The 12,632-nt window shown below is 37.0% G+C and carries 11 protein-coding genes and 1 other RNA gene; 3 read left to right on the forward strand and 9 right to left on the reverse strand.

The window, feature by feature from the left end:
• Together ACSHXM_RS10695 and ACSHXM_RS10700 are read right to left on the reverse strand one after the other, a co-directional pair.
• Window positions 1–1,188: sulfotransferase (locus ACSHXM_RS10695; RefSeq protein ID WP_435688754.1), on the reverse strand; the 1,188-nt coding region annotated here is incomplete at its 3' end.
• A gap of 95 nt (window positions 1,189–1,283) precedes the next feature.
• Window positions 1,284–4,229 (reverse strand): TonB-dependent receptor, encoded by a 2,946-nt coding sequence (locus tag ACSHXM_RS10700; RefSeq protein ID WP_435688755.1) that lies wholly within the window; start codon window positions 4,227–4,229, stop codon window positions 1,284–1,286.
• Window positions 4,230–4,531: 302 nt separating this feature from the next.
• Here ACSHXM_RS10700 and ACSHXM_RS10705 point away from each other — a divergent pair, with 302 nt between their 5' ends.
• Window positions 4,532–4,816 carry a late competence development ComFB family protein gene (locus tag ACSHXM_RS10705; RefSeq protein WP_435688756.1) on the forward strand — a complete coding sequence of 95 codons (285 nt, stop codon included), beginning with the start codon at window positions 4,532–4,534 and terminating at the stop codon, window positions 4,814–4,816.
• A 15-nt stretch (window positions 4,817–4,831) separates the two neighbouring features.
• Here the strand turns inward: ACSHXM_RS10705 and ffs are convergent.
• Window positions 4,832–4,928, reverse strand: an RNA gene (ffs, locus tag ACSHXM_RS10710) — signal recognition particle sRNA small type.
• A 303-nt stretch (window positions 4,929–5,231) separates the two neighbouring features.
• Here ffs and ACSHXM_RS10715 point away from each other — a divergent pair.
• Window positions 5,232–5,699: an Lrp/AsnC family transcriptional regulator gene (locus ACSHXM_RS10715; protein WP_435688757.1), complete on the forward strand. Its 468-nt coding sequence runs from the start codon at window positions 5,232–5,234 to the stop codon at window positions 5,697–5,699.
• Between the two features lie 38 nt (window positions 5,700–5,737).
• On the opposite strand, the gene ACSHXM_RS10720 is transcribed toward ACSHXM_RS10715, so the two are convergent.
• The 6 genes from ACSHXM_RS10720 to pspA form a co-directional block, all read right to left on the reverse strand.
• Window positions 5,738–7,249: a sigma-54-dependent transcriptional regulator gene (locus ACSHXM_RS10720; protein ID WP_435688758.1), complete on the reverse strand. Its 1,512-nt coding sequence runs from the start codon at window positions 7,247–7,249 to the stop codon at window positions 5,738–5,740.
• A gap of 72 nt (window positions 7,250–7,321) precedes the next feature.
• Entirely contained in the window at window positions 7,322–8,380 is a 1,059-nt protein-coding gene (locus ACSHXM_RS10725) for a YcjF family protein (protein WP_435688759.1), read from the reverse strand.
• Window positions 8,377–9,807 (reverse strand): YcjX family protein, encoded by a 1,431-nt coding sequence (locus ACSHXM_RS10730; RefSeq protein ID WP_435688760.1) that lies wholly within the window; start codon window positions 9,805–9,807, stop codon window positions 8,377–8,379. Before ACSHXM_RS10730 ends, ACSHXM_RS10725 begins: the two co-directional genes overlap by 4 nt.
• 66 nt (window positions 9,808–9,873) lie before the next feature.
• The gene (gene pspC / locus ACSHXM_RS10735; RefSeq protein ID WP_435688761.1) at window positions 9,874–10,338 is read right to left on the reverse strand and encodes an envelope stress response membrane protein PspC; all 465 of its coding nucleotides are present in this window, start codon (window positions 10,336–10,338) and stop codon (window positions 9,874–9,876) included.
• Window positions 10,335–10,571 (reverse strand): envelope stress response membrane protein PspB, encoded by a 237-nt coding sequence (gene pspB, locus ACSHXM_RS10740; protein ID WP_435688762.1) that lies wholly within the window; start codon window positions 10,569–10,571, stop codon window positions 10,335–10,337. Before pspB ends, pspC begins: the two co-directional genes overlap by 4 nt.
• 27 nt (window positions 10,572–10,598) lie before the next feature.
• A complete protein-coding gene (pspA, locus tag ACSHXM_RS10745; RefSeq protein WP_435688763.1) occupies window positions 10,599–11,270 on the reverse strand; it encodes a phage shock protein PspA in 672 nt (223 codons plus the stop codon).
• A gap of 214 nt (window positions 11,271–11,484) precedes the next feature.
• On the opposite strand from pspA, the gene pspF reads away from it, so the two are divergent.
• Window positions 11,485–12,597 (forward strand): phage shock protein operon transcriptional activator, encoded by a 1,113-nt coding sequence (pspF, locus tag ACSHXM_RS10750; RefSeq protein ID WP_435688764.1) that lies wholly within the window; start codon window positions 11,485–11,487, stop codon window positions 12,595–12,597.
• Window positions 12,598–12,632: the final 35 nt, after the last annotated feature.

Consider the following 12,632-nt stretch of genomic DNA (forward strand, 5'->3'; position numbering starts at 1 on the left):
GCCTTCTTCTAAAACAAAATACTTTGCAATATTTGTTAACGACAAGCTCCAGTTTAAACCACTACTAAAATGTGTTCTAAAACAAGACCAAGCAGTATCCGTAGCGCCCCTATTTATTAAGATCACTGGTGACTCTGGAAAGACAGTTTTAATCAATCCTAAATATCGATTATTATTTAGGCTTTTATCTACCACAATTCCATCTTGACCAAATTTTTGGTGAATATAGGTCAAATAATTTTGTCTAATCTGATCTTTATATTTGTTGATTAAGTTAGGGTCAAAATGTTGAGAATGGCTACCATAGGGTTGTCCTTTAGTTAAACACCTTACCGCCCTTTCCATCCCGTTAAACTCTCCACCGTTAATGACCTGGCTGTGCCCACATAACAATTGCTCTAATAAAGTAGTACCACTTCTAGGAAGGCCTAAAACAAAAATTGGATTATTTGAATCAGCTTTGACCGGTGTACTCTGGCACTCTTTCACTAAAACAGAAGATGACCTAATGTTTTGTACTAGTTGAGTTTCGACGTCGAAGTTAAACTGACTTATTTCACTTTGGTATTGGTTTGCAAGTTCCGCACTTCTAAAAGCGGCTTCATCATCTCCTGCATCGGAATGAGCTTTACTTAAAGCACAATAAAACGAAGCCTTAGACATTTGATTTTTGGATGCTTTTATACTTTCTTCAGCTAATAACATACGAGATAAAACCTGAGTATCAGGCGATTTAGGTAATGCATTGACTAATATCAACCAAGCTTCACCAGAATTAGGCCACTTATTTAAAACAAGTTCCGCCTGCTTTACTGCTTCTTCTTTTTTGCCTAATTGCAATGCCAAACTACTGGCAAAATGGTTAACTTCGGGCCGTTTGTTCTCTATAGCTAATAATTCAACCACTTGACTATAGGCTAGTTGAATATCTCCAGACTCTATTAGCATCGCTACGGAGGGTAATGTTTCAGCTTGAAACTTTGGCACATCTAACTTGTATCTGTGTAAAGCTTTGCGAGCATAGTTAACTTCACCAGACAGCAAAGCCATTCTAGCGACGCCTAACCAACTACCGCCAAGTTTAGGCTCGTTAGAGAGTATGATTTTCAAATGCTCTCGAGTCATAGTTGTATCACCCAACTTCACAGCATCGACCAAATTTTTAAGGTTATTTCTCACATCAATCATTCGACAATAACATTCCTAAATTAAACATCATGTTTTGTTTACTGTAATAAAAAAGCCCTGCAAGAACAGGGCTTTTAATAATCAACTAATTAAAATTAGAATCTTAGTGATGCACTTAAACGTACATAACGAGGTGTTTGCCAGTTTGTTGCTTGACCGAAGTCAGGATGAGTTTCCTGCTGCCCAACTCCAACAAAACCAGTTTCACTGTCATGAATTTCATACACTTCAGTAACCGTATCACTGTTTAAGACGTTAAACACATCAGCGCGTAACGTTAAGTCATAATCTTCACTTAAATCAACATTATAACTAGCAGTTAAGTCAATGCTTAACACACTACTAGTGGTACCTAAAGATCCTCTAGGAACTAGCTCACCGTTAGCATAAAGTGACTCTGAATCATAAGCTTGAGCAAATACATCTGTTGGGTGATAACCAAATGCGTTCTTAGGACGACCTGACTGCCAAGACGTATTCATACCTAAAATAAGGTTTTCAGTTACTTGGTAAGAACCAAATAATTTCAATGAATGACGTCTGTCATTTGGAAGGTTACCGTATGCACCATCCAATAAACCAGGTTGGTCAAATAAGGTGGTTAAACCAGCATCATCTTGACCGTTATCTGAACGAATATAACCTTCGTTGTTACCCCAACTATGCGACCAAGTGTAAGTAGCATTCAACATCCAAACGCCGTCCCAAGCTCTGTCGAAAGAGAAGTCAATCGATGCAAACTTACGGACAGAATCAGGATAGTTTAAATCCGCAGCAGGAATAGTATACGCCTGATTAGCTAAAGGACCGTCACCATCTGGGTCTGTAGTTACTGTTAAGTCTGTATTAGGGTTAGTTAATACATAATAATGGAAACCACTACACTCAGTACATGAAGAACCAAACTCACGCTCTACATATTTATTAAAGCCATAATCGATTGCTACATCTTCAATAGTTGTCGAAAGTTCACGATAGGTACCTGCAACAGCCATAGCCCAGTCATCATTCAACTGGAATTGGTAACCTAATATGTATTCATCAGAAAACATTGGATCAAGTGTAGCATCTACGATTGCGCCAGCGTCAGGCACATCGCCGTTAGAAAACACTTGTTGGGTTTGAGTCGGTGTGCCACCGTCATTAAAGTTTGGAATTTCAAGTGCTGCATCAGCAAACCCTTCAAATGCTCTAAAGTCTTGGATATAGGTTTCAGCACCTGACAAACGAATGTTTGTATTCGCAGCAACCGGCAAATAATAACGTCCATAACTAGCCCATAACTTAGACTCGCCGTCACCATTGATGTCATAAACACCACCCAATCTTAATGCCCACTGGTTAGATAAATCAACAAAAGATTCACCCGCTCCGTTAAGGTTTTCAAAACTATCGTTACGAATACCTGCATTAATGATTAAGTTGTCAGTAGCTTGCCACTGATCTTGAATATAATAAGCAAAGTTTTTAGATTCAAATTCACCACCAGAAGAATAAGTACGACGACGTACTTGATAAGGTGTTGGATTTGCTGGATCAGAATCATCCATATAAAGTAAGTAGTAAGCACCACCAGAGTTAATAGTTGCTGAGTCAGCTGTTAGTGTTTCTGAATCCACACCAAAACGAATTTCGTGGTCACCTATGTACCAATCAGCATCGATACGGAACACTTCACGTTTATCATCACCCACATCAACTAAGAAGTTTGAGAAACTTCCACCAGGTACAAATGAACCATTACTGTCAAAACGTCTATAAATAACAGGGTTAACATCTAAGGCACTGGCAACAGTTCTGTCTGCTTTGTTAACACCGTACATAGCTGATATTGAGAAGTCATCAGAAATTACACTGGTATATTTAACGATGACGTTTTCACCGCCTTCTTCTTCAAAACCAGCTGCTGGTTCGCCGCCGATTCCACCAGTAGTATCAGTTCTGTAGGTATCTGTATTACTTTTATCAGAAAACGCTGTGATTTCTAAGATGTTTGAATCATTGATATACCAATCAACTTTAGCCGCCCAAAACGCGTCAGTATCTTCATCTTTATAAATACTTTGAGTTTGGGTTGCACCAGTACCATTTTGACTACCATTATAATCAAACACATCTGAACGAGGGTTATACAAGGCATAGAAGAAAAGCGTATCTTGAATAATTGCACCGCTGGCCCACAAGTTTACGTCCCAGTAGGTGTTTTCATCGCCCGTGTTATCGATACGATAACTACCGTCATCACGAGTCATTGTTGGTTTGTCTTCACGTAATGCATCAGGTTCAAAGTTGGCGTTTATACCCCATTTGAAATCGTTAGTACCACTTTTGGTTTTAACGTTGATAACACCACCGGTAACACGACCATACTCTGCTGAATATCCGCCTGTTTTAACTTCAAAAGATTCGTACATTTCAAAAGGAGGTTGGCTTGAACCCACACCTGTACGGAAGTTAGTAATGTTTAGACCATTAATATAATAAGCATTTTCTGCAGCAGACGCACCACCAATTGACGGCACGTTTCCGAAGTCAGAATCACCTTTAGTTGTACCAGGTGCTAACAACGCAACACTGGTTAAATCACGTGGTACAGGAATTTTTTCAAGGGTAACTGTATCAACAACAATACCTGTATTTGAACTGGTCACATCAACTAAAGCAATGGCAGAACCCAATACTTCAATACGCTCAACACTTGAGTCGGCTAATGCTAGGTTTAAGTTAACCTTACCACTGATACCAACATTAATGCGTTCTTCTATAGTTGAGGTAAAACCATCTTTTTCTGCAACCAACTTATAAACACCAGGTGGTAACAACGGGAAGCGGAAAGAACCATCAGCACTTGAAACAACAGAACGCTTCAATCCTGTCTCAAGATTTTCAACTGAAATCGCAACATTTGAAAGTTCTTGACCAGAAGTGGTAACTGAGTTACCCGTAATGTAACCATTGGTGTTGCTTGCTAAGGCTGGCTGAAACGCCCCCAAACAAGTAGCTACCGCCAATGCAGCAGCACTTTTCTTAAATGTAAACATGTATGTCTCCCTGGACCACAATATTAATGTGTATTTATTAATCGTTTGAACGATTTTTAGTGTATGAGGTAGTGAACCTCCGACCAGATGATATACGTAACAAGACCATTAGGTCAACCAGTTGAGACACTTTGGTTAAATTTTTAAACGATTAAATTATGAGATATAACAATTTAGGGCAGCAGGCGTACATTAAACAATTAGATAAATTGTTTGTTTTCAATAAGGAAATAATCTTTAATGTATTCAAACAATGGATCTTACCAGTTACTTTATTTATTTAATAAATTAGGAGAAATACCATGAAACTAGATGACGACATCCATAATTACTATGAACATTTAGTCTTAGATCGGATTGAGAGTTTAGGATTAAATAAAACAAAGGATGAAGATTATCTAGCTGATTTATGCTGCTTAGCATTAAATCAAATTCCACCTCGATATATTCGATTTGAAGTAGACATGTCTTTTTACTTACCAGCAAGTGAACGCCAACAAATGCTAATGAATACAATTAATGCAGTAGATAAAGGAATACACTTCTTAGAAAACACACCTAAAGAAGAAAGTAAAAATAAGAAATAAGGGAAATTGGTGGTGTCCTCCCAGCCACACCTCGGCACATGAGTCGTTTGCTGCGGCTGCTCCCTTCCAGGCCTGACCGAGTTCACAAAGTATCATTGCGAGGGGACCGAAAGGCCACCATTGAAAAGCTTCTAATAATTCCTGTCACAGGACTTTCAAAAGCGGGCGCATTATGAATAAACCCAGGGCGTTATGCAACTTAATTTGTGAATAAATTTAGTCATTTTTCGATTTACCCTTAACTGACCAGACAAAAATGAAATGCTCCTCATAAAAAGCTAACGCCAATACACTATAAGACCAGGATAAACACGTAATCGCCTATTAATTAGGATATTTATCCTAAAATATATTGTAATATTTTAAAAATATATTCATGCTATCTACATCAATTTTACTTTAACTTAAGACCATTATGAAACTAGACAAGTTTGATCGTGAAATATTGCGCGTAATGCAAAAAGATGCAACGGTTTCTATGGCGGAGCTCAGTCAAAAGATAGGACTTTCTCACACCCCATGCTGGAGACGCGTAAAACGTTTAGAGGCAGAAAAAGTCATATTACAAAAAGTCACATTACTCGATAATAAAAAGCTCAATTTAGGTGTATCTGTTTTTATATATGTTTCTTTAAAAAACCACGATGGCGAATCGTTAAATGACTTTGAAAAAGCGGTGCAAAACATTGAAGAAATAGTCGAATGCCACACAACAAGTGGTGACAAAGATTATTTACTTAAAGTCATTGTAGAAAGTATTGAGGAATATGAATTTATATTGAAAACCAAACTAACCAACTTACCTTTGGTCGATCATCTAAGTTCAACCTTTGCTTTAAAACAGGTAAAAAACACTACAGAGTTACCCATTAAAAACATTTAGTTAAGGTTTTCCAATAAAGCGTTACCCACTGGATATAACTAAGCGGAAGGTACCTTTTTATTAATACCATAATCCCTGAGTTTATTAGCAATGGCTGTATGGCTTAAACCCAGTTTTCTAGCTAATTGTCTACTGCTTGGATAACTAGGGTAAAGACGAGCTAAAATATCTTTTTCAAATCGTTTTACTTCGTCGTCTAAACTGCCTTCAAATTCGTCACAAATAAAACTATTGGTTTGGGCTGAGTTAGGTAACTGAATATGAACATTATCTAACTCATCTCCATCTAGTAAAGCTAGTGCCTTATGTATAGCGTTTTTACATTGTTTAACATTTCCTGGCCAAGGGTATGATTGTAAAAAGTCATAACAACTATCTGCAACTTTTGGGGTTCTACGCCCCAACTGAACGCTATATTGTTGAATAAATCTTTCAATTAAAACGGGGATATCAGCTTTACGCTCACGTAATGGAGGAATGACTAAACTTAAATCACTTAAATAAACATACAGATCGTTTCTAAACGTCCCTTGTTCCATCATTGCCCCTAAGTCTTTTTGTGAAGTGGCAATGAGTCGAACGTTTACATTGTCGTTATTTTTAATAAACCCCAAGAGTTTGGCTTGCATCATTAACGACAACTCCCCTACTTCTTCGATCAATAAAGTACCGCCATTCGCACAGCTTTTGTCACTTGCTAAATCGAGTTTAAGAATTGAACCGAATAATTTATCTTCAACTTCCTCATCAGTTAACCCCAGGCAATTTAATTTTGCATAACCCTTTTCGTTCCGTCTACTTGCCTTTTGGCAAGCATTAGCAAGTGCCTTTTTACCTGTGCCAGTTTCTCCAAAAATTAACATTGGATTATCTAATTCAGCCATACGTTTAGCTTCTTTAACAACCAGTTTCATTGGTTTACTCATTGCTTGAATAGAACTAAAACTATCACTATTAGATTGATGAAAAACTGATAATTGTTGGCCTAGTCTAAATTCTGATTTGAGTATAAAAACAGCCCCAGCAAATACATCAGTACCATCGGCATTAGGTACTTTTACAGGCAACATATCTAACAAATAATCTTGCTCTAAAAATCTAACTCGTTGAGCATTTGATTTTGAAGGTTTATTCTCTAACCAATCGTATACATTAAAACCTTTCAAGATTTCAGTAATACTGGTGCCAATAACTTGATCCTTCGTCATACTTAAATAACTCAATACCAAATCATTAACTAAAATAATTTTTCCCTTAGTATCAACTGAGAACACTGGATCTGGTAATGTTTTGAGTAGAGCTTGTAATTGATATTGTTCACGCTCTGTTGGCATAAACGGAGTGGTTTTCACGTCTACTATTCCATTTAGTAAACGTAGTTTAGGCATTAGGTGTTGAAAGTTTTCAAATTCGATATTTGGAAAGTTTAGGAAAATTTTACCCGCTTCATCGATTTCAATACCCCGTAAATCAATCTCATATTCGAGTAAAATATCTAATACATCTTGAGTAATACCCAATCTATCCTTACAACTAACTTCCAATCTCATCAGTTAACCTTGTGTTCAATACTGTAAAGATTTTATTACAGATGAAATAAAGAAAACAAGGATTAAACGACACTAGGATATTTTAGTTTTAAGGTCTTCGAACAATTGTTTACTTAAAACGGTTAAATTAGGCTTACTTACTGATAGACAGGGAAAAGGTCGGCATTCAGCCATAGCTTTTAGTCCAACTCGAGTGGTCAGCACACTAGCGCCTAACCCTTGTGCAACTCTAGTTGATAACTTACCTGTTACACCCGCTCCCAACGCATAATTACCAGCATCAGAGAGAATTTCTGCCGCGCCTGCGTAAACCATATTTTTAAATATATTCTTAATCAGTTGGACTCGTCCCCAATAACCTAAATTAATACCGTAAATTCGACTCACTTGATTTACCATTCGTACATTACGCCACAGCACAATAAACATATCCAAAAGAGCAAAAGGACTAACAGCAATCATGACTCCCGCTGCGGATGAATTTTGAGTAATAGTCTTTACCGCTAATTTATCAATGGGTACCAAAACTTGTCGTTCAAATAATGAAACAACTTCATTGTCTGTATGACTTGGTTGCACGTTTGCTTGCCATTTACTGACGAGCTTTTGATATGTTTGTGGAAATTCCTCAGCTAACTTCAAGCAATGCTGCTCAGCCAAACCAATAGCAGGAGAATTATATATGTTTAAAGATGTTTCCCTGTTGTGTTGTTGCTTTTTAAGTAACCTAAGCCCTCTGAATTCATTCCACAAACACCGAATCATTAACACACAAACCACTGAAACAATTAAAAGCCATACACCTGCTAACCAATCGCTACGCTCTATCATTTGCACCACAAAGAAAACAAGCTCAGCAGCAGAAGCTAACACCACGAAAAGAGCTAATAACACAAACCATTTTTTTGAAGATGTCTTCGGCTTAGTGACTTCTGGTTCAAGTAATTGTTCGTCGTTGTTAAATTCAAGTGAGTCATCTACAAGCTGTTCATTAAATTCTACATCACGAATGACAGGTTTTAACTCGGTGACCGTATCCCTATCACTGGTATTTGTCGCTATGAATTGAGCCGATTTTAAATTGAAGTCAAATTGGCTTTTATCTTCTTCATTTGGAGTATTATCACTCATAACATTTTATCTCCAATTAAAAAGTCTAATAATTGATCCAGCCGAATATGTGGAAGATTATGCGAGCTGCCTAAAATAGGAGGTGAAAATTTTGGAAATTCAAAGCCTTGTTTATCCCAAAAACTTCTTGGAGGACATGTGTTAGGAACTTCACCTGGAAACAAGATAATTTCCTGGCCTTGGGTGTCTTTCCCTTTTAATACAGATATCTCCTCACCATTTAATTGACTGACACCTGCTTGAGACGCTCGAATAGCGGAAATGGTAGTTGATTCAGTAATAACGCCGTCAAACTGAATTTGTTTTCTAGCCTGATGCAACATTGAGTCTAATAATTTTACTAAGTTAACTTGTTGATCAGGTGTAATATGATCTGCTTTACTCGCGGCAAATACTAACTTATCGATTTTTGGCTTAAATAAACGACGCAATATATTCGAAGACCCATACTCGAAACTTCCCATCAACCAATCCAAGGCTTTTTGAAGGTCATGAAAGCTATCGTAACCACGATTTAACGCAGATAAACAATCCACCAAAATGACCTGACGATCGAAACCTTTAAAGTGATGTTGATAAAAAGGTTGAACCACTTCACTTTTATAGTGGCCAAACCGTGTTATCAATAAATCTAAAAAGCTGTCTTTAACCGGGTTATCAAGATCAATATTTTGACTAGTAATGATTGCCTTAGGAATTGGAAAAAACTGTAATACTGGCGCATCAGCTAAGTCTCCGGGCAAAATAAAACGGCCAGGTTGCAACAATTGATATCCTTGTGACTGGCAGTCTAATAAATACTTTTTATACAAATTAGCGACATTTTGAATGACCAATTCATCAGCTTTCTGCGTAAAATCAATTGCAGAAACAGCCAAAATGTATTCAGCTGCTAGTTCGTTTCGCTTCGAATCATTTAATTCAAGGTCAGCCTGTTTAAGCCATTCAACATAATTCATTTTCAATAACGGCAAATCTAGTAACCATTCACCAGGGTAATCAGTTATGTCTAACGTTAATGTGCTGTCCTCAGTGATATATTGGCTCAATCCCTGTGCTTTTCTAAACTTAATTTTCAAGCGAATTTGAGAAATACCAGATGTTGATTGAGGCCATATAGGAGTTTCCTGATGTAAATTATTCATTGCATCTTCATAAGCAAAGCGATTAAAAGTCACATCAGGTTGAATATCACGTTTTACACCAATCAAGCGTTGTTCAGACACAACAGAAAAAAATGGCAAATTAGCTTGTTCATTAGCTTCAATTAATTGATTAACCAAAGAGGTGATGAAGGCCGTTTTACCACTGCCACTTAAGCCCGTTACCGCCAGACTAACATGCTGGTCGATTAGTCGTTCAGCAGTATGTTTTAAATGCTGTTTGGTACGTAATATATTAGGATGCTGAAAGAAGGAACTTGGCATAAAACCTTTTAATATAATATCTTGAGAAAATTGAGAGGGTTAAATCTTAATTACCCTCTCAAATAGTTATAGACGATTAATTTCTTGGTTGAGTTGAAACTCAGATGAAGTGACATAAGTTTCTACGTTTCTAAGTCTTTCTTCATTTTTTTCAAATTGTTGTTTGATATCAGAAAACGCTTGTTTAGGTGGTTCACCCGCTTGCCAAACTTTAGATTTAACCACAACTTTTTCAGCTTCTTCTTCTGAAACATTGTGCCATCCTTTACCGGCATGTTTCTCTTGACTAGTTTGACCACCAAAAGCTTGGCCATGTGCTTGAGTCGTTATATTTCTCGGCTTCTTTTCCAAAATAAACCAAGCTGCAATATAACCAAAAAACATAAATGGCCCAGCTAGTAAAAAGAATCCAGAAACCACTAATATTCTGACTAACCAAGTTTCCATTCCAAAATATTCAGCTATTCCAGCACATACTCCAGCGATTTTGGCTTTACTTGGGTCTCGGTATAAGGTTTTGCGTGTTTTCATACCTTACTTCTCCATTGCGGGGCCTCTGCATCCAGTATTGATTCTAATGTATGAATGCGATCCGCCATTTTTTCCGCTCTATTTGCTAGATCTTGCAAAGTAGTATATTCGTCCTCAGACAATCCCTGACTCATCTGCTTCTTACTTCTATAGTGCAAAATCAACCATATTGGTGCTACAAAAATCATAAATATAATGATGGGAGCAACGATAATTCCAACTACATCTTCCACGATATATCTCCTTATTTTGCAGCTAAGTTATTTCTTACTTGATTTAGACTGCATTTTTTTCTTAAGCGCAGCTAATTCGTCATCGATTTCATCATCTGATTCTAACTCAGCAAATTCATCAGCTAAGGTCTTTTTACCTAGATCATAAGCGTCTACTTGTGACTCAAGATCATCAATCTTACGCTCGTACTGCTCGAATCGGCCCATTGCTGCATCAACCTTACCACTGTCTAAGGTTTTCTTTACTTCCAATCTAGAACTAACTGTCTTCTGCCTTAAAATTATAGCTTTCTGACGAGTTTTCGCATCGGCTAATTTATCCTGTAATTGACCTACTTCATTTTGTAGTTTGCTAATTTGGTCATCAACTACTTTTAACTCAGCATTTAGATTAGTGGTATGTTCATCACACTTCTTTTTCTCTTGTAATGCAGCACGTGCTAAGTCTTCACGGTCTTTACTAATTGCTAATTCAGCTTTAGTTTTCCAATCTTTAGCTTCGTTTTGCATCTTTAATATTTGCGAAGAAATGTCTTTCTTACTAGCAATCGTTTTTGCTGAAGCAGAACGAACTTCAACCAAGGTGTCTTCCATTTCCTGGATAATTAACCTCACCATTTTTTCTGGATCTTCGGCCTTATCTAAAATGGCGTTAATATTTGAGTTCACTATGTCTGTGAAACGAGAGAAGATACCCATAGTTTTTACCTCTTTATTGAAATATTGGTTAAATACAATTACTTAACCTTAATGTTTTCTTACTTTAATAGTATTCAATTACTAGGCCAAAAATTAATTTTCACTAAATTACTGATTTTAAACAAATATTAATTTACACAGGCATTAGTGAGATCTACAATAATTAGTAACTAGACTAGATATTAGTCGTTTAGACCAATTTTTAAGGATATTGATGAGCCGCTTTCAACAACAAGATAATTTATTAGGTCAGTCTAATAACTTTTTAGAAGTGTTAGAGCAGATTTCGCAAATAGCTCCACTCAACAAACCGGTATTAATCATTGGAGAAAGAGGCACGGGTAAAGAGTTAGTCGCCGCTCGTTTACACTTTTTGTCTAAACGTTGGGAACAAACTTATTTAAAGCTAAATTGTGCAGCCCTCAACGAAAGTTTGTTAGAAAGTGAATTATTTGGTTATGAGGCAGGTGCTTTTACTGGCGCTTCAAAACGACGAGAGGGTCGTTTTGAAACAGCAAATAATGGCACCTTGTTTTTAGATGAACTTGCTAACACCTCAGGAATGATTCAAGAGAAACTACTTAGAGTAATAGAATATGGTGAATTCGAACGAGTAGGTGGCTCTCGAAGTGTTAAAGTAGACGTAAGAATAGTCGCAGCTACAAATGAAGATTTACCCTCTTTAGCTGAATCGGGTGAATTTAGAGCGGATTTATTAGACAGGTTAGCTTTCGACGTTATCACGCTGCCGCCTTTAAGAGAACGCAAAGAAGATATTATGATGTTAGCTGAAAACTTTGCGATAAATATGGCTCGAGAACTGGATATGGAATTATTCAGTGGATTTACTGAAAAAGCGCGCAGAACGTTATTAGATTATGAATGGCCGGGTAATATACGGGAGCTAAAAAATGTTATTGAGCGAGCGGTATATAGAAGCAACAACCCCAATTTGCCTGTACATCAAATTATACTGGACCCATTTGAATCAATCTACCGTCCTAAAGGTAGAATTAAGACACAAGACAGAATAACTCAGTCTGAACCGACTCCAGAAAATACATTAACGAGACCTTCAGACGATGCGCCTCCAACCAAACTCACTGCAATCACTAATGATGTGCCAGAGAATACTGACATAGAGTTCCCAGTTGATCTAAAAGAGTTATCACAAGATTATGAAATTAATTTAATCAACCAAGCATTAGCAGACAGTCAATTTAATCAAAAAAAGACTGCCGAAAAACTTGGTTTGACATATCATCAGTTACGAGGTTATTTAAAAAAATATAACCTGCTAGAACAAACCAATGAAAATATGGATTAGCAGTTTACAGTGATAAAACTTTGGCAGTATCTAAA

It is taken from the genome of Paraglaciecola sp. (genome assembly GCF_051252315.1).
In the GTDB taxonomy this organism is placed as follows: domain Bacteria; phylum Pseudomonadota; class Gammaproteobacteria; order Enterobacterales; family Alteromonadaceae; genus Paraglaciecola.